Raw genomic sequence first — 18,720 nt, forward strand, 5'->3', positions numbered from 1 at the left:
CGGGCGCGCTACTCCTTCCAGATCGCAAGGTTGTGGGGGGCGACCGGGTCTTCTCCGACCAGAAGCGAGCGCTTTGTGTTCGCGGGCAGTGGTTGGTCTTGATCGCCAAAGTTAAAGGCAAAGCGCAGGTCCCCGCGTCGGGTGAGCCGCAAATCGTGATGCGTTTCGGAGACCTCCAGCCCAGCCCAATCCAACACGTCGCGCAAGATGTTTTGCAACAACGCGCCGCTCGGAACCATCGCAAGGTAGGTCGCCCTGTCTGAGCGTATGACCGCCGGACTGCCATTTTGATATCGGCTGACGAAATGGCCGATAGCTTGTTCACTTGTCTCGACAATTTCGCGCCAACCTGTGAAGTGCAGCGGGTTTTGCTCGCCCAACTGCACGGCTTCGTCTGCAAGGTCAGGCAAGGACTCGACCCTCAAAACGCGAACACCTGTCAAATCGCTCAACACTCCCGGTGCGAGGGTGTCAGGGCTGTGCATATCTGGCGTCTTGCTACCCGACCGCGCCCCGATCAACAGTTTCGCTGACGACGCTTGAAGTCTTGAGGCCAACCCGTCGCTGACGATCATGCTCTGCGGCAGCACGATCAAGGCATAGCCATTCAGGTCATCCTCCGGCCCGACAAAATCCAGATCGACACCGAAACCGCGCAAACCCGCGTACCAGTCTCGCAGGATGTTCGCATTTGGAAACGCATCGTCATGCGGCAGGAATTCCGCCGCCCAGATCGACGTATAGTCGATCAGCATTGCGACTTGGGCCTTCTGCCTTTTGGCCGGGGGTAATGCCGCGCGATCCTTCACCACCTGCGCCAGCTCAACCGCTGCCTGATCCGGACTACCATCCGACCGAAAAAGCGCAGTGTGGAACTGCTCCTGAGCGAACTTTGCCTGCCGCCAGCGAAAGAACATCACCGCCTGCGCGCCATGGGCAAAGGCCGCCCAGGTCCATAGCCGAACCATGCCATCTGCGGGCGAAGGGTTCTTTTCTGCCCAGTCGACGGGACCGGGTTGTTGCTCTAGCACCCACATGCGCCCGCGCCCTTGCGAGCGATACAGATCGCAGTGAAACCCCTGATAGTCCGGCGCCCCGGTTCGCAAGTAGCGATGCTTGTCCTGATCAGACAGGGATGATCCCAGCAGATTGCCCAGCGGGTAGCTGTCGAAGCCTACGATATCCAAGTCGGCGGCCACCGCGTGGTGATCATACTCGAAACTGCCCGCCATGAAGTTATGCGTGATGTCCCGGCCCGGAGAATGCGCCCGAAGAATATCTACCTGAGCCTTGTTGAACAGTCGGACCCGGCCGGAGGAATAACGCGCAAAATCCAGAGATTGCGTCGGGTTCGCGGCCGCGACCAAGCTGTTTGGTAGCTCGATCTGGTTAAAACTCGCGTATTGCGTGCCCCAGAAGACTGTGCCCCATCGCTGGTTGAGTTCTTCAATCGCGCCGTATCGATCTTGCAGCCATCGGCGAAACCCGCTGCGGGCAGCGTCTGAGTAGCTGAGGACGGTGTCGTGGTCATTGTATTCATTATCAATCTGCCACGCATGAACATGCGGGTTTTGCCCATAGCGCCTGGCATATTCGGTGGCGATCCGATTGGACTCCTCCAGATAGACTTCACTCGAAAAGCAATAGTGCCGTCGCGATCCAAAGCCGCGCACGCGACCGTTAGGGCCGACGGGCAAAATCTCTGGATACTCGTCGATCAGCCATTTGGGGGGCGAAGCCGTTGGCGTAGACATCATGACCCGAAGCCCAGCGTCGCCCAAAATCCCGATCACCTCATCCAGCCAACCCCATTCGAAGTGACCACGCTGGGGCTCGATCAGGCCCCAGGTGAACTCGGCAATCCGCACCCAATCGAGGCCCATATCGACCATACGCGCAGCATCGTCTCGCCATTTGGACGGATCCCATTGTTCGGGGTAGTAGCAAACCCCCAGTTCAAGCTTGCTCATCTGGCGTCCTTCGCGGTTCGCCGCTCGATCCATTTCAGGAAGCTGGCGCAACCCAGAGTGATCACGACATAGAGGATCGCCGCCGTGTTGAAGGGTGCGAATGGGAGGAAGCTGGAGGCCTGGAACTCGCGCATTCGCTGAGTCATGTCGCGCACAGACAGGATCGACAGCAGCGAGGTGTCCTTGATCATCGCGATGAATTCGTTGCCCAAGGGCGGTGTGACGATCCGCAAGGCCTGCGGCAGTACGATCAGCCGCGCGGTTTGCCAGCGCGACAGGCCCAGAGAGCTGCCAGCCTCAAGCTGGCCTTTCGGTATGGCTTCGATGCCGGATCGGAAAATCTCGGCCATATAGGCAGAATACCCAACCGAAATAGCGATGATCCCGCGGGTCATGTTGGTCATGTCGATCCCGCCACCGGTGGCATCCTTGACCGCGCCCGCCAGAGGAAGGCCGATATAGAGGATGATCACCAGCATCGGAATGCCTCGGATCGTGTCCACGAAAAACTCGGCCCCGACCGCAAGCGGATGCAATTTGTGCTGAGACCCACCGACTGTCAGTGTCAGCAAAAGGAAACCGAAAACCGCGAAAGCCAACCCCGGATCTCGGAACTTGTCTGGCAGGAAGCTGGTTTGCCAGATCACCGGGTAGGCTTGCGTATGGGCCTCAACCGGAACAAACGCGCCCGAGACGCTGTCGACGGTCTCAATCTGCTCAATCGCGGATGCAGCGTCAGGCGCGCTCCGGATCCGGATTTGCTGATCGCCGCCGCCCTCGAATTCGCCGAAGCGGATCACATCGGCCTGCGCCTGAGGGGTACCGCGCACAATGGCAATACGGCCCTCAGTATTGCCGACAAGGACATAGCTGACCTTGGGTTGCATGAAGAAAAAGGTGGACACAGCAAGCAACGCAAGGCTGATCGCTCCATAGACCATCGTTGTCCGGGCCTTTGGCTTGAAAGACTGCAGCCCCACCCAGATCAGACCCAGGATCGCTGCGAAGATATAAGCAAAGATCGCGGCGCGGAACGTGATGGCGACGCCTGTTGCGAATTGCCAATGGGCCATGAACATCAGGTAGAACAGCACGGCGCCCGTTAGAATTTCGAACCCAAGCTGCACGCGCCCGCGCAAAGGTTTCGCCAAGCGGCCAGAGATCAGGCACAACGCGATGATCACAGCATAAACCGCCAGAAGGAACTGCAGGCCGCTCTGAACTTGTGCCACCACTTCGGGAAACAAAACCCACGTTTGGTTGGTGCGATCAATCAGGTTCGAGGTATTCTCGCTGAGCGCATGAAAAAAGACGGACTCGGCGAAGGGCATAAGGACATGCGGGGCGACAAAAGCCAGAATGGACAGGCCAACCGCAGCTGGAAACGCCGCCAAAGCCGAAATCCGCAGCCATGCGGGCGCTTGCGCTGCGAACCGGGTATGGCGGGCGCACAGATAGCCGAGGATCGTCGTCGCAAGGACCAGCAGGAACCCCACGAATATCGGCCCTGCATTGTTGCCGATCCCCAGAATGGCGACCAGAGATCGCAGGTATTTGGATGAGGTGGCAAACAGATAGATGATAAACGGCGCGGCTGCGAGCAACACGAGGTTGCTCGGGCGGATCGAGCTGAGGCGCGACATGGTGTTCTCCGCTAAGTCAAAGCCCCGGCGGCAGAACCCGCCGGGGCTGGAAGGGGTTCAAAGGATCAGTTGGTGCCCCAGTATTTGGCTTTCAGCTCATCCAGCGTGCCGTCTTGCTGAATGGCGGCCAGACCTTCGTTGATCGCATCGACGGTCGGATCACCTTCCTGAAACACGATGCCCAGAGGGTCGGATTGAAGGCCCGTGATGCCCACGGTCAACTCGCCCGCGAATTCCTGCTCATAGGCGGTGGCCGAAGTCCCATCAATGATCACGCCCTCAACGTCTGCGTTCTGCAACGCCAGAATGGCGGCCGAGAAGTTGTCATAGAGGCTGACATTCTCGCGCCCGACCAGCTCTTCCGCTAGCTGAGCGTTGGTTGTTCCGGTTTGAGCGGCCAGTTTCAGACCTCCGGCCTTGAAGTCATCCAGGGTCGTGTCGCCCTTGTCGACTTGCAACAGAATGGCCTGGCTGACCACGATATACGGTTCCGAGAAATCCATGGTCTCTTCCCGTTCCGGAGTGATCGAAACGCCCGAGATGACCAGATCAAACTCACCTTGCTGAAGGGCTGCGAAGATGCCGTCCCACGCGGTATTGACGAAATTCGGCACGCAGTTCACGCGCTCGCAAATGGCATTCATCACATCGACGTCAAAGCCCACGATCTCGCCCGTTGTCTCGTCGACGGTCTCCATCGGTGGATAGGTCGCGTCCGTTCCTATCTTTAATACGCGCCCTTCCAAATCAGCGGCAAAAGCGGCCGGAACCGTCATCGTGGCAACGGCTGCAGCGGCAAGTAGATGTTTGAACATGTTTGGTTTCTCCTTTGTTGGGTCAGGTCAGATCGCCGGGTTCGGCGGAGGTGTGTCAGGTTGCCGCTCGATTAATGTGGCCCTGATCTTCTTTTGAATTTCGGACGGTTCGACCCCGTCCAGTGATTTTAACATGAACGCGCCCAGCAACCGGCTGGTCTCGTCAATCGGCACGTAATAGGCACTGGGCGCGGGTACGAAATACTTGCTGAGTTGGAGGTCATCGGTCGAAATGACCACGACATCGCGCCCGACCCTGATGCCATCTTCGGCGGCCGCCGACAAAACGCCCAGCGTCATCGCCTCGTTGGCGCAGATGATGCCGGTCGGGCGGTCTTTGCGCTGCATGAGGCTGCGAAAAGCCTCTTGCCCGCTTTGCGCCGTTGTGGGGCCGTTGTAAATTAGTTCGGGTTGAACGGGCACGCCCGCAGTCTGTAGCGCGGCGGCATAGCCAGTCTGACGTTGTCCGGTGTAAACCAATTCGGCGGGTGGATTTATAAGGGCAATTCGTCGATGACCTAAACGCAACAGCCGCTCTGTGGCGTCGCGCGCCGCGCTTTCACTATCGAAATCGACATAGGGATGGGGTTCAAGACTGTCGCTCATGCCATAGGTCACAAAGGGGAAGTTCTGGCTTTGTAGATAGGCGATACGCGGGTCGCTACGTCGGGTGCCCGAAAAGATCACCCCATCGGCCGAGCGTTCCTGAACAATCGTGCGCAGGGCCGTCATCGTGTCGTCCAAATCGGCTACGCTGCACACGCTCAGCTCATAGCGTGACCCCTGCAATGCGGTTGAGATACCAGCCACAATTCGGGTGAATTCTACGCCCTCCCACTCCTCGGCGGCGTCGGTGGAGACGCCCACCAGTACCGCGATCCGGTAGGATTTGTTCGTGCGAAGCTTCAGCCCGGCAAGGTTCACTTTGTAACCCTGCTCCAAGGCCACTTTCTGTATCTCTTCACGGGTTTCGCGTTTAACCGAGTCTTCTCCGCGCAAGGCATTGGATACGGTCCCGACGGAGTAGCCTGTCTGCTTGGCGATAGACTTGATCGTTGCGCGGGCCATCTAGATACGACCTTTCAAAAGGTCGCTCAGAAAGCGCTGGCCTGTTGTCAGCGTCGTCGCCGGGCTCGGCGACTCGTCATGCTCAACGAACAGATCCGAACAGGCCGTACGATCCAGCGCGTCAAGAACCGCGCTCCAGTCTATGTCGCCCTGCCCCAGATCTCGCCACCGGGCGTCGCCCTGTTGGCTGGGGTCCACGTCCTTGGCGTGGACGGAGACTACACGATCGGCATATCGCCTAATCAATCCGGCCGGATCCAGGTGGGCCGCCCCCAGCCAACCAATATCGGGCTGCCAGAAGACGTTCCCCTTCTCAAGAATCATCTCTAGCGGCGTCTGCGAGGGATATCCGGCCAGATCGAAATCGTGGTTGTGATAGGCCAGTCGAACGCCCGAACCTGACAGTTGCGAAGCCCATTGCGATAACTGGCCCGACACAGCCTTCCATCCCTCGGCGGTGTCGGGCCGCGCCGCTGGTGCCAGCCAAGGCATGACGGCGACCGGGCATTCCAATCGTTCCAGAATGTCCTGAATTTCGGGTAAACGCCTCTCGAACTCTTCCCAGTCGAAATGCGCCGAACGTACCCGCAAACCGGATTGCGCAACGATCCGGGCCATCTGAGGCGCCGTCAGGTCGTGCAACCCTGTCGTTTCGACATCTGCATAGCCACAGGCCGCCGCCATTTGCAGTTGATCGCCAAGATCACCACAACTCCTGACTGTGTATAGCTGCGCAGAGATCCGCATTTACCACCATTGAAACGTTTCAATAATGGTTGAACGGGGTTGTATGAGTTGTCAAGCGGCTTGAAGCAGCGCGCGCCAAGTCACTTGCGCATGGACAGACCATTATGGAACAGATGCACTTTTTCCGGCCGTGCTGTAACCGAAACCTGTTGCCCGCGAAGGTTCCGTTGGATACCGGGCAGTTTGGCGATGACCTGATCCGCGTCGTTGGATTTGGCAAAATATAGCAGAGTCACCTCACCCAATGCTTCGGTGAAATCAACCTCACCGCTCAGGATCGGGTCGCTATCCGTCAAAGTGAAATCTTCGGGCCGGACGCCGATGTTTACCTGCTTGCCTTCATCCTCGGGTCCGGTCGGGATCGCGGAAATCGCTGAACCTCCGCCCTCCAAGGCTATCGTCGTCATCTGCCCAGTGCCCGTGATTGTTCCGGGTAACAGGTTCATCGAAGGCGACCCGATGAACTGAGCCACGAACTCATTGTCCGGAGTTTCATACAACTCAAGCGGGGTGCCAACCTGGGCTATGCCTTTGTTGGCCAGCACAACGATGCGGCTGGCCAAGGTCATCGCCTCGACCTGATCATGGGTTACATAGATCATGGTGCTGTCGGGCATCGCCTCTTTGAGGCGCGCAATCTCAATCCGCGTGGCGACGCGCAGCGCTGCATCTAGGTTCGAGAGCGGTTCATCAAACAGATAAACCTTAGGATCCCGCACAATCGCCCGCCCGATCGCGACGCGCTGGCGCTGACCGCCGGAAAGGGCCTTGGGTAGGCGATCAAGGTATGGGTCCAATTGCAGAATTTGCGCCGCGCGCTCTACAGCGGCGTCAATCTCGGCGGCGGTCCGCTTGGCGATCTTAAGCGCAAAAGACATGTTCTCGCGCACGGTCAGATGCGGATAAAGGGCATAGGACTGGAACACCATGGCAATGCCGCGCTGCGCGGGCGGAACGTCATTCATGACCTGACCTTCGATCTCCAGCGTACCGCCGGTGATCTTCTCCAGCCCCGCAATCATCCGGAGCAGAGTGGATTTTCCGCATCCGGACGGGCCGACAAAGACGATCAACTCGCCCTGCTCGATATCCAGATCAATGTGTTTCAGGACATCAACTGGTCCATAGGATTTCGCCACATCTGTGAGTTTGAGTTCCGACATGACTTACCCCTTGTCCCTGCGCATCAGGCAGAATTCGGCAGGTTGCAGCGTGACGCGACCTTCACCCGTGACACTGCCAATGTCCTCACCAATTGCCTGCCAGCTGCCCGAGGGCAGATCGACCTGCCCCGCCCCTCGTCCCAGATTAAAGGCGCAAAACACCTCCTCGCTGGCGTTTTCGCGGCGGAACATCAGGATCGGGCCGACTTGCACCATCTCTGATTGCGCCCCCGCAGCCAGCGCCGGATGCGCATGTCGCAGAGCAATCGCGCGGCGATAGTGGTGCAGCATGGATTGGTCGTCCGCCTCCATACGATCAACCGCACGTTCGGACTGCGTATCACTAACAGGCAACCATGGCTCGCCGGTGCTAAAGCCCGATTGTTCATCCTGAGTTGCCCAGACCATTGGCGTCCGGCATCCGTCACGGCCTTTGAACTCAGGCCAGAATTCAACGCCATAGGGGTCTTGCAAGCGTTCGAAGGGCACGTCGGCCTCAGGTAGGCCCAATTCCTCGCCCTGATACAAACAGGCCGAACCGCGCAGGCACATCATCAGAACCGCGTGCTGACGCGTTGCCGCATCGCTGAGGTTCCAGCGGGAGGCATGGCGTTGAACATCATGGTTCGAGAACGCCCAGCAAGGCCAGGCATCTCCGGCCTTGGCCTGAAGCTGGTCAAACACCTGCTTCGCGTAAGACGCTGTCAACGCGCGTTTTTCCAGGAACTCGAACGCATAGCACATGTGCATACGCGCATCACCCGAGGTGTACTCCCCCATGATCTCAAGCCCGCGCTGCGCGTCGCCGACCTCACCCAGACAGGCGCGTCCTTCGTATTCGTTTGTCAGCGCCCTCAGCCGCTCCAGGAAGGCGATGTTTTCCGGCTGACTTTTGGAATAGAGATGGTTCTGGTGGTTGTATGGATTCACTGCGGGTGCAATCGAGGCATTGCGCTCCTCAACCGGCAGCGCGGGGTTATCGCGCAACTGCTTGTCGTGGAAATAGAAGTTGATCGTGTCCAGACGGAAGCCATCGACCCCAATCTCCAGCCAGAACCGGGCCACGTCCAGCAGCGCGTCCTGTACCTTTACGCAGTGGAAGTTCAGGTCCGGCTGCGACGTCAGGAAGTTGTGCAGGTAGTATTGCAGGCGGCGCGGGTCCCACTGCCAGGCAGACCCTCCGAAGATCGACAACCAGTTGTTCGGCGGCGTCCCATCTGGTTTGGGGTCAGCCCAGACGTACCAATCGGACTTCGGATTATCCTTTGAAGCACGGCTTTCGGTGAACCAAGGGTGTTGGTCCGAAGTATGTGACAGCACCAGATCAATCATCACCTTCAGACCCTTTGCGTGGGCGTGATCCAATAGTTCTTGGAAATCCTCAAGCGAGCCGAACATCGGATCCACATCGCGATAGTCGCTCACGTCATAGCCGAAATCCTTCATCGGCGACTTGAAGAAAGGCGAAATCCAGATCGCATCGACGCCGAGCGAGGCGATATAGTCGAGCCGTTGGGTGACACCCTTCAAATCTCCAATCCCATCGCCATTGCTGTCCTGAAAGCTGCGCGGATAGATCTGGTAGATCACCCCGCCCCGCCACCAGTCTGACGGCGCTTTGGTTGAGTTGGATTGGTCTACGGTGTTTTGCACGTTCATCAGACGCCTCTATTTGACGGATCCGGCCAACAGGCCCCGGACCAGGTATTTTTGCATTGCGAAGAACACGACCAGCGGCACAAAGATCGACACAAAGGCCGCCGTCGCGAGGATTTCCCAGTTGCCGCCTCGTGTACCCAAAAGCTCGACGATGCGGTTTGTCATAACTGTGGTCTGGCCGGTCGCATCGATCAGGAAGACCTTGGCGACCAGAAGGTCGTTCCATGTCCATAGGAATTGGAAGATCGCAAAGGATGCGAGTGCCGGGAAGCTGAGCGGCAGGATCAGCTTGGTGAAGATCTGGAACTCGGTCGCGCCATCGACGCGAGCATTCTCGATCAGATCCCGCGGCAACCCGGCCATGTAGTTGCGCAGCAGGTAAATCGCCAGTGGCATACCAAAGCCAGTATGGGCCAGCCAGACGCCCAGATAGCCTTTCCCGATCCCGATGTTCAGGTGGAATTTCAACAGCGGGATCAGCGCCAATTGCAAGGGCACGACCAACAGCCCAACGACGGCCGCGATCAGCAGTGCACGGCCCGGAAACTCCATCCACGCCAGTGCATAAGCTGCGAATGCCGCAACGAGGATCGGGATGATTGTCGCGGGGATTGTCACCGTTAGCGTGTTGAAGAAGGCTTTGGCCATACTGTCCGAACTGCTCTGATCCAGCAGGACTTTTCTGTAGTTATCCAAGGTGAATTCCGGCGGCAGTTCGGCCGTGACGAACACGCGCGCGCCTCGGTTTCCGGTGAACTCTTCGGTGTTCTCCATCCTGTAGGCGCCGTCCGCATCTACGGTGATCGTGCCGCCCCGACGCAGTTCGGCGGTGTCGCCGGGGACAAAGGCATCAACCTCACGGGCACTGATACCCCAGTTCGAGATCTTGACCTGTTCGTCATCCCCGAATAGCTGACCTTGGATCACGTAGAGGCCGTTCTTCAGCACCTGCGTTTCAGGTGCGGCGCTGCGCAGGGTCAGGTTCTGCTCAGACGGAAAGATCGACCGCCACCAGCCACTGCCAGAGATCTGATCCGCAGTCCGGAAAGACGAAATCAGCAGACCGAGGGTCGGGATCACCCAAAGCACCACCAGAAAAACAACCGAAGCATGGACGACCCAGCGCAGCGCCGGTTTGGTTCCTGCAATATCGCTCATCGCCTACTCCATTTCCTTGCGCGCATTGCGCACGTTCCAGATCAGGATCGGAGTGACCAACAACATGATCACCATGGCCGAGGCCGACCCCACCCCCCAATCATTGGCGCGGAACAGCTTGTCGTACATGTAATTGGCCAGCACCTGCGTCTCCCATTGGCCATTGGTCATGGCAAAGACGATGTCGAAGACCTTGAGAACAGTGATTGTGATCGTCGTCCAAACCACCAGAATGGTTGTCTTGATCTGAGGCACTTTGATCTTGAAGAAGATCTGGAACGGGTTGGCACCGTCCAGAATGGCGGCCTCGACGGTTTCTTCTGGGATGCCGCGCAAGGCAGCCGACAAGATCACCATCGCGAACCCGGTTTGAATCCAGACCAGAACGATCATCAGGAAGAAACTGTTCCAGAACGGAACGGTCAGCCATGTTTGCGGTTCAGTCCCGCCGAAAAAGATATAGAGGGCGTTTAGGATACCGATCTGATCCTGTTCCGCTGGCCGTGCGTCATAGACCAATTTCCAGATCACCGAGGCCCCGACGAAGGAAATCGCCATCGGCATGAAGATCAGCGACTTGGCAAAATTGCCCCAGCGGATACGGTCGGTCAACTGCGCCACGAGCAGACCAAAACCGGTCGACATTGCGGGTACGACGATCAGCCAGAACATATTGTTACGCATGGCTTCCCAGAATTTCGGCTCAGCCGCCATCTGGGTGTAGTTGTCCAGACCAACCCATCTGTACCCGCCGCCAGGCACGCGCTCCGTGAGTGAAAGGCGCAACGTCTCAACCACCGGATAGGCCAGATAGAGGCCAAGCGCCGCCAGCGCAGGGAACAGGAACAGCCATGGCCGGATCATGTTCGCACGGTTGATATTGCGCCCTGCGTTCGGCCCGCGCGGCGGGAACAGGACTTTGTCCAGAAATTGGTTCGAGAGGTAGAAGTAGCCCACGCAACCCGACACACCGATGATGATGGTCAGCAGGCCCTGAAGTGCCGGTGTCATGATGCCCTCGTCGGTTTGGAAACGGGGCAGCCAAATAGCCGCCCCGAAGCGTCAGTTACTTCGCGGCATCCCACGACGACTGGATTTCACCCGCAACAGTGGCCGCGTCCTTTGCGCCCGAGGAATAGTCGACCATTCCTGTCCAGAACGTGCCCGCACCGACTGCACCCGGCATCAGGTCTGAGCCGTCAAAGCGGAACGTGGTGGCGTTGGTCAGAATCTCACCCTGCCCGCGCTGCGTGTCATTGGCATAATTCTCGGGGTTTGCCCCCAGGTGCGGCGTCAGGAACCCGTCCTGAGACATCATGATCTCATGCGCAAATGGAGTTTTGAGGAACTCCATAAACACTTCAGTCGCCGGGCTTGGGTTTGTGATAGTGAACAAGGTGCCCGCGCCCAGAACCGGTGTGCCCAGATCTTTCTCAGCGTAGGCCGGGAAATAGAAGAAATCGGCATCCACGCCCAGCTCTGTCCCTTCCGGGAAATAGGCCGGTATGAACGAGGCCTGACGGTGCATCATGCAGGCAGGCGGGCTGTCAAACAGGCCTTTGGGGCTATCGCGGAAATCGATCGCAGCCGTGTCGTCTGCGTTCCCAACCACATAGTCGTCATTGCGGGTAAAGCTGCCATATTCCTCAATCGCGGCAATCACGCGCGGGTCGTCGAACTTCATCTCATTCGACACCCACTGGTCATAAACCTCGGGCGGTTGTGTACGCAGCATCAGGTCCTCAACCCAATCCGTCGCAGGCCAACCCGTCGCGCCACCGGATGCGAGGCCGACGCACAGCGGGGTCTCACCGTCTTCGACCATCTGATCCATAAGCGCTTTGAACTCTTCCATGGTCTCAGGGACCTCGTAGCCGAAGTCCTCGAAGTTCTCAGGGATGTACCAAACCAGAGACTTGACGTTCACGTTGAAGAAGAAGCCGTAGAAATCCTTGGCTCCGTCTGCGTTTTCGAAAGTTCCCAGATCGACCCAGGACTGACCGGCCGCGAAATTGTTCTTGATCCAGTCCGCCGATCCATCGGCAAGCGGCGTCAAATAGCCGTTTTTGGCCATGTTCGCCGCGAGGCCGGGCTGCGGGAAAACCGTCAGGTTTGGCGCTGATCCGGCTGCTGCGTCGATCAAAATCTGCTGTTCCAGCGAGTCCGAGCCGACATAGCTGGAGCTTGCGCCTGTTGCCTCATCGAAGTAGGCGACCAAGTTTTCGAAGGACTGTCCTTCGCCCGCAAGCCAGGGGCCGAAAATGGTTAGGTCCTGACCGCTCAGATCATGAGCGTCTGCAAAGGCCTGGAACCCATCCCAGTCAAAGCCACCCTCTCCAACGGGGTGGATCATTTGACCCTGTGCGTGAACAGCCCCGGCAGTCAGGGCAAACGTGGCCACACCTGCGTACAGCGTGCGTTTCATGAAATCTCCTCCCAATACTCTCCAGCGGCTTCGCTTCATGTTTTTCAAAGCGCTTTGAATGATTAATGTTATCCGCTAACATTTTTACTCTGTCAATGAGTCGTGTTTTCGAATAAGTCAGAAAAACATGCTTGTCTGTTTTCACAACAGGTTGGCAGGCGCACAAAACAGGATCTCACCAGTAATGCCTTCGATTTGAAGGCGCTTTGACTACCTATGAACCTCAAGCAGCTCTCTGAAACACTGGGTCTTTCGCAAACCACGGTCAGCCGGGCGCTGAACGGCTATCCTGAGGTCAACGCTGAAACACGTCTGCGGGTCGAGGCAGCAGCGGCCAAACATGGCTACCGCCCCAACAGCCGCGCCAAGGGGTTGGCGACGGGCAAGTCCATGGTCATCGGTCACGTCATCCCCAGCTCATCAAGGCATGAAATGGTGAACCCGATCTTCGGCGATTTCGTCGCCGGAGCATCTAAAACCTATGCCGAGCATGGCTATGACATGATGTTCACCAACGCGGATGACACCTCGATCGAGGCGGCCTATCGCAACCTGTTCCAACGCGGGGCGGTCGATGGCGTCGTGCTGCAGGGTCCAAAGGTCAACGAGCCAAGGATCGAGGTTCTGACGCGCATGGCGGTGCCGTTCATCGTTCATGGCCGCTCAACCGGCGTGCAGGCTGAATATGACTGGATTGATGTGAACAACAAGAGTTCGTTCCAGCGCGCGACGCAGTTTCTGATTGATTTGGGCCACCGTCGCATCGCCCTGATCAACGGGCTGGAGGATATGGACTTTGCTCAACGCCGTCGAGCCGGATACCTGGACGCTCTACAGCAAGCCGGCTTGACGCCGGATGCCGCCTTAATGCGCAGCGCTGAAATGACCGAGGTCTATGGCCACCGGGAAACCCATCAGATGCTGCAGATCGCAGAACCACCGACCGCGATTCTGGCCTCGTCGATGATCACGGCCATTGGTGTGCGCCGCGCCTTGGAAGAAGCAGGGTTGCAGATGGGGCGGGATATTTCGGTCATCGCCCATGACGATGATCTTTCCTACCTGAAAAATGGTCAGGATGTGCCGATCTTCACAGCAACGCGGTCCTCCGTTCGGGACGCTGGCGAAATGGCGGCCGAGATGCTGATCCAACGGATCAAGTCTCCGGGTGCGCCGGCACATAAGAGGTTGCTTGAGGCCGAGTTGGTCGTCGGGCGATCAACCGGGCCTGCGCCCAGTGGGGTTCGACGATGAAATATACACGCAACGACTTCCCCGACGATTTTCTATTCGGCGTCGCAACATCGGCCTACCAGATCGAAGGCCATGCACAGGGCGGTGCTGGCCGGACGCATTGGGACAGTTTCGCGGGCACGCCTGGAAACGTCGTCGGCGCGGAAAATGGCGCAATCGCCTGCGATCACCTGAATCGGTTCGAGGAAGACTTTGATCTGGTTCAGGATGCAGGGTTTGATTGCTACCGCTTTTCGACCAGTTGGGCGCGTGTTTTGCCCGAGGGTCGGGGGTATGTAAACCAAGCCGGGCTGGACTATTACGACCGCCTGGCGGACGCGCTGCTTGAACGCGGCATCCGCCCCTGTGCGACGCTCTACCACTGGGAGTTGCCTTCGACGCTTGCCGATCTGGGGGGCTGGCGCAATCGGGATATCGCCGGATGGTTCGCCGATTTCACTCAGGTGATCATGGGCCGTATCGGAGACCGCATGTATTCGGTCGCGCCGATCAATGAGCCTTGGTGCGTCAGCTGGCTCAGCCATTTCGAAGGCCATCACGCACCGGGTTTGCGCGATATTCGTGCGGCCGCACGTTCGATGCATCATGTCCTTCTGGCCCATGGCAGCGCCATTCAAACAATGCGTAGTTTGGGCATGTCCAATCTGGGTGCTGTCTTCAACCTCGAATGGGCGGAGCCCGCTGATGATAGTGCTGCTGCTCAACGCGCGGCAGCACTCTATGACGGGATCTACAACAGGTTCTTTTTGGGCGGCGTGTTCAAAAAAGCCTATCCCGACAACGTGCTGGAGGGACTGGAGCCTCATTTGCCCGAGGGTTGGCAAGATGATTTCGACACCATTGGGGCGCCCGTTGATTGGTGCGGCTTGAACTACTACACCCGCAAGCTGATCACCTCGGCAGACAGCGCCTGGCCAAGCCTGACCGAAGTGCCGGGCCCTCTGCCCAAAACTCAGATGGGTTGGGAGATCGACCCCGACGCCCTGACCCGATTTCTGAAAAGGACCGCAGAAGACTATACCGGTGATCTTCCGATCTATGTTACAGAGAACGGCATGGCGAGCGCCGAGCGCCAGCAGGACGATGAGCGCATCGCCTATCTGGACGATCACTTGACGGCGGTGCAACAGGCTTTGGCTGCGGATGTTCCCGTGAAGGGGTACTTCATCTGGTCTTTGCTGGATAACTACGAATGGGCCTATGGCTATGAAAAACGGTTTGGATTGGTAGACGTGGATTTTGAGACGCTGGACCGCAGCCCCAAAGCCTCCTTCGCTGCCGTAAAGGCCGCACTTTCCGAGGATGCCGCCGACCGGCAGGCCTATCGCCAGCCGTCCGGGTCTTTGCGCCCGCATTGGACATTGGTAGCCGATATCGGCGGAACGAATACGCGTCTGGGCATTGTCTCTGATGGTAAGCTGACCGCATTGCACAAACACCCGACGGGCACCCTGCCCGATCTGCTGGACGCGTTGCATCATATACGCGATGAAGTTGGCACCGCGCCACAAGCCGTGGTCGCGGCTGGGGCCGGACCGGTGCGCGACGGGCGCATCCAACTGACCAACGCGAATTTGGACCTGTCCGAGGAGGCCCTGGCCAAGGCGACAGGGGCCGCCAACACCTATGTGATCAATGACTTCACCGCAGCAGCCTGGTCCGTGGCCGAAGTGACAGAGGCTGACGTATCCGTCCTGCAAGGCTCTGCCACTCCGCCGATGGGTACGCGTTTGGTCGTCGGGCCTGGAACCGGTTTGGGTGTCGGTGCACTGCTCTACTCCGAAGGGCATTTCCACACCGTGTCAGGCGAAGGCGGCCATGTGGGCCTGTCCCCACGCACGCGGGATGAAGTCGATATCTTCGACGCCGCGCGCCATCTGGCACCCGAATGCTTTTTCGACGACAGCCTAGTGCTTGAGGCCGAAATGTTCCTCAGCGGAACCGGCTTGCCGATCCTGTATCAGGCCGCAGGCATGGCGGCTGGGCAAGCTCAGCCTCCGGTTCGCACCGCCCGAGATATTCTGCAGGACGCACACGACAGCAAGGACCCAATCGCCGTTCGCACCGCAGATTTGTTCATCAGCCATCTGGGTGCGTTGATGGGTGACATGGCCGTCACCGTGATGCCCGCCGGTGGCGTCTTCCTTCTGGGAGGCGTAGCTGAGAAAAACCGCTGGATGTTTGGCGAAATCTTCCGCAACGCGTTCAATGCAGGCGGGCGTTTCAGCGAGTTGCGGCAGTCGATGAATCTTTATATCTCTGAACAGGCTGAATTTGGCATTGTTGGCGCTAACAACTTCTGTAAAAATGCGCTTCAGCGATAACTGAGCGTATTTTGGAAGAGGATGTGGGATGATCCTGTGTTGCGGAGAAGCCCTGATCGACATGATTGCCGAACCGACCCTGTCCGGGCGGGACGGTTTCGTTCCCCATTCTGGCGGAGCTATATTCAATACCTCTATCGCTTTGGGCCGGTTGGGCGCGCCCGCTGGACTGCTGACCGGACTGTCCTCAGATATGTTCGGGCAGCAATTGGCCGATGACCTGCGGGACAGCCACGTGGATACGACACATGTGATTGCCTCGGACAGGCCGACCACGCTGGCGTTTGTTCAACTGAAGAACGGCCACGCGACATACACGTTTGTCGATGAAAACACTGCAGGTCGGATGCTACGTGCAGAGGATATGCCGCGCCAACTCCCCGCGGTTTCAGCGCTGTATTTTGGTGGCATCAGCCTTGCCTGTGAGCCTTGCGCGGATGCCTATGCCGCGATGCTGGCGCAACATGGCGCGAACTGTGCTGTGATGTTGGACCCCAATATCCGACCCGGTTTCATACAGGATCAGACCCGCTACCGCACGCGGTTGAACCAGATGATCGAACAGGCCGATATCGTCAAAGTCTCGGATGAGGATCTGGACTGGATCATCCCAGGCCCGGAAAGCCACGATCAGAAAGTCCCCCTGCTGCTACAAGCAGGCCCCTCTGCCGTCCTCGTTACCCGTGGGAGCGAGGGCGCCTCGGGCTATCTGGCCGGCGGTGCGGTGGTCTCAGTTCCTGTCAAACCGGTGCAAGTTGTTGATACGGTTGGCGCGGGTGACACGTTCAATGCAGGGGTTTTGGCGTCGCTGGAACAGGCTGGCAAGCTGACAAAGCCCGGCTTGAAAGCACTGTCCCCAGACGCGCTACGCGACGCCTTGACCTTGGGCGCAGAGGTGGCTGCTGTGACCGTCTCACGCGCCGGAGCCAACCCGCCCTGGTTGCATGAAATATAGCCCTACGAAGAGTCTGAGATGAAACGATCCGAAATCAACCGTATCAAGACCGAAGCCCAGGCATTCATCAGTTCATTTGGTGCCGTTCTGCCACCTTTCGCAGATTGGACACCTGAGCAGATGCGCAGCGCCCAGGCGGACAGTATTCGTGCCCATGGGCTAGGTTGGGATATCACCGATTACGGTCAAGGCAAGTTCGATGAGCTTGGGTTGTTTCTGTTCACCCTGCGCAACGGTAACGTCAGCGATCTGAGCCGGGGACGCGGTATGCTCTATGCCGAAAAGCTGCTGATCTCTCGCGACAAACAGCTATCGCCGATGCATCGCCATATCGTCAAAGCCGAGGACATCATCAACCGTGGGGGCGCCGATCTGGTTATGGAAATCTATGCCTCGGACCCCGATGGCGGTGTCGACCGCGATACCCCGGTCACCGTTCCCAGCGATGCCTGCCCTGTCACCATACGGCCCGGAGAGCATTTGCGCTTGAAGCCAGGTCAGAGCGTGACCTTGATGCCCGGCATCTGGCATGCCTTCTGGGCGGAAGGTGGGGATTGCTTGATTGGCGAAGTCTCAACCGTGAATGACGACCGGACGGACAACGTATTTGAAGACCCGATCCCGCGCTTTGCAACAATCGAAGAAGACACGGCACCGGATTTCCTGTTGGTTGCCGACTACTGATTTCATTAAGAATTTCGCGCTTGCATTTTCTGACTAATTTAGTCAGTTAACGACTGACCCAGTCAGATTCCTTGGAATCATCGCCCGGTCCCATTTTTGCGACCGAAAGATAACCTCACATGCGAAAATCCCTCGCCGACCTGTTGGCCATGGACGCCGTTGCCAGCCGCCATGGCTGCGCATTGAAACCAAAACTGAGGCAGGCGATCGAGGCTGATCTCAGCTTTTCCGTCCGCGCTGCATCACCGCGTCCTGAAACACCGGTCGACCCCTGCACCCTTTCGCGAAACGTCCACCCATTGGTTGCGAAATCCCTCAAACCCAAAAGGGAACGCGCATGAAACACTCGGCATCCAACCACACACTGACCTTCACCGATTTTGACGGTTTCGAACGCGGTATGCTCCCTGTCATGCGGCACTTCATTCACAGCTTCACAGAGCCGGAAACGCAGGCGTGGCAACATGCCTTTTCCGTCGCAACCGAACGCTGGGGGCGCGACCAAGGATTGGTTTTGGCGCATCTGGTCTTCAAGATCATCAAGGCCACGCTACACACCCGCCCTATGGGACTAGCCTTCAACGACCCGCTTTGTCTTGAAACACGACAAGAACTGACATGTGACGAACGCGCACTGTTGCGGATGCTGCATCACATGCGTCGCGACGAAACTCCGGCGGCGCGCGATGCCTTGAACGAATTGACCGGAGGCTACCCGGACGCGCACCTGATACAGGCCGGCTTGACCCTGGCCAGCCAGTTCCCAACAAATGGCGTCAGACCGGGCCAAACCGCCCGCAGGCCGACCCTGCGCGTGGTCCGCTAGCGCGATTCCGGCGCTTGACAATAGGAGCG

Annotated in this window: 16 protein-coding genes and 1 pseudogene; 7 read left to right on the plus strand and 10 right to left on the minus strand. The window is 58.2% G+C overall.

Annotation, left to right across the window (positions count from 1 at the left end):
* Nucleotides 1-8: 8 nt before the first annotated feature.
* From ACXAH8_RS15550 to ACXAH8_RS15595, 10 genes are all read right to left on the minus strand, one after another.
* Nucleotides 9-1,970 carry a beta-galactosidase gene (locus ACXAH8_RS15550; protein ID WP_475219745.1) on the minus strand — a complete coding sequence of 654 codons (1,962 nt, stop codon included), beginning with the start codon at nt 1,968-1,970 and terminating at the stop codon, nt 9-11.
* Complete coding sequence (locus tag ACXAH8_RS15555; protein ID WP_475219746.1) at nt 1,967-3,613, minus strand: amino acid ABC transporter permease; 1,647 nt, start codon at nt 3,611-3,613, stop codon at nt 1,967-1,969. Before ACXAH8_RS15555 ends, ACXAH8_RS15550 begins: the two co-directional genes overlap by 4 nt.
* A 65-nt stretch (nt 3,614-3,678) precedes the next feature.
* Nucleotides 3,679-4,428, minus strand: a complete 750-nt coding sequence (locus ACXAH8_RS15560; RefSeq protein WP_419740815.1) for a basic amino acid ABC transporter substrate-binding protein — start codon at nt 4,426-4,428, stop codon at nt 3,679-3,681.
* A 27-nt stretch (nt 4,429-4,455) separates the two neighbouring features.
* A complete protein-coding gene (locus ACXAH8_RS15565) occupies nt 4,456-5,496 on the minus strand; it encodes a LacI family transcriptional regulator (protein ID WP_475219747.1) in 1,041 nt (346 codons plus the stop codon).
* Entirely contained in the window at nt 5,497-6,243 is a 747-nt protein-coding gene (locus tag ACXAH8_RS15570; protein ID WP_475219748.1) for a sugar phosphate isomerase/epimerase family protein, read from the minus strand.
* An 80-nt stretch (nt 6,244-6,323) separates the two neighbouring features.
* A complete protein-coding gene (locus ACXAH8_RS15575) occupies nt 6,324-7,406 on the minus strand; it encodes an ABC transporter ATP-binding protein (RefSeq protein ID WP_475219749.1) in 1,083 nt (360 codons plus the stop codon).
* A 3-nt stretch (nt 7,407-7,409) separates the two neighbouring features.
* Nucleotides 7,410-9,065 carry an alpha-glucosidase gene (locus tag ACXAH8_RS15580; protein WP_475219750.1) on the minus strand — a complete coding sequence of 552 codons (1,656 nt, stop codon included), beginning with the start codon at nt 9,063-9,065 and terminating at the stop codon, nt 7,410-7,412.
* A 9-nt stretch (nt 9,066-9,074) separates the two neighbouring features.
* Complete coding sequence (locus tag ACXAH8_RS15585) at nt 9,075-10,223, minus strand: carbohydrate ABC transporter permease (RefSeq protein ID WP_475219751.1); 1,149 nt, start codon at nt 10,221-10,223, stop codon at nt 9,075-9,077.
* A gap of 3 nt (nt 10,224-10,226) precedes the next feature.
* Nucleotides 10,227-11,234 (minus strand): carbohydrate ABC transporter permease, encoded by a 1,008-nt coding sequence (locus ACXAH8_RS15590; protein ID WP_170377422.1) that lies wholly within the window; start codon nt 11,232-11,234, stop codon nt 10,227-10,229.
* A gap of 55 nt (nt 11,235-11,289) precedes the next feature.
* Nucleotides 11,290-12,648: an ABC transporter substrate-binding protein gene (locus ACXAH8_RS15595; protein WP_475219752.1), complete on the minus strand. Its 1,359-nt coding sequence runs from the start codon at nt 12,646-12,648 to the stop codon at nt 11,290-11,292.
* A 216-nt stretch (nt 12,649-12,864) separates the two neighbouring features.
* On the opposite strand from ACXAH8_RS15595, the gene ACXAH8_RS15600 reads away from it, so the two are divergent.
* The 7 genes and pseudogenes from ACXAH8_RS15600 to ACXAH8_RS15630 all read left to right on the plus strand — a co-directional run bounded on the left by ACXAH8_RS15600 (nt 12,865) and on the right by ACXAH8_RS15630 (nt 18,691).
* A complete protein-coding gene (locus ACXAH8_RS15600; protein ID WP_475219753.1) occupies nt 12,865-13,902 on the plus strand; it encodes a LacI family DNA-binding transcriptional regulator in 1,038 nt (345 codons plus the stop codon).
* Nucleotides 13,899-15,200, plus strand: a pseudogene (locus ACXAH8_RS15605) (GH1 family beta-glucosidase); the annotation flags it as partial. The gene ACXAH8_RS15600 and the pseudogene ACXAH8_RS15605, both read left to right, overlap by 4 nt.
* Nucleotides 15,201-15,263: 63 nt before the next feature.
* The gene (locus ACXAH8_RS15610) at nt 15,264-16,226 is read left to right on the plus strand and encodes a glucokinase (protein ID WP_475219882.1); all 963 of its coding nucleotides are present in this window, start codon (nt 15,264-15,266) and stop codon (nt 16,224-16,226) included.
* Nucleotides 16,227-16,254: 28 nt separating this feature from the next.
* Entirely contained in the window at nt 16,255-17,181 is a 927-nt protein-coding gene (locus tag ACXAH8_RS15615; RefSeq protein WP_475219754.1) for a carbohydrate kinase family protein, read from the plus strand.
* 18 nt (nt 17,182-17,199) lie between these two features.
* Nucleotides 17,200-17,865 (plus strand): D-lyxose/D-mannose family sugar isomerase, encoded by a 666-nt coding sequence (locus tag ACXAH8_RS15620; protein ID WP_170690525.1) that lies wholly within the window; start codon nt 17,200-17,202, stop codon nt 17,863-17,865.
* Between the two features lie 119 nt (nt 17,866-17,984).
* Nucleotides 17,985-18,206 carry a hypothetical protein gene (locus ACXAH8_RS15625; protein WP_475219755.1) on the plus strand — a complete coding sequence of 74 codons (222 nt, stop codon included), beginning with the start codon at nt 17,985-17,987 and terminating at the stop codon, nt 18,204-18,206.
* Nucleotides 18,203-18,691, plus strand: a complete 489-nt coding sequence (locus ACXAH8_RS15630; protein WP_475219756.1) for a hypothetical protein — start codon at nt 18,203-18,205, stop codon at nt 18,689-18,691. The genes ACXAH8_RS15625 and ACXAH8_RS15630 overlap by 4 nt, the downstream gene beginning before the upstream one ends.
* Nucleotides 18,692-18,720: the final 29 nt, after the last annotated feature.

It is taken from the genome of Ruegeria sp. ABV3_008 (genome assembly GCF_056161185.1).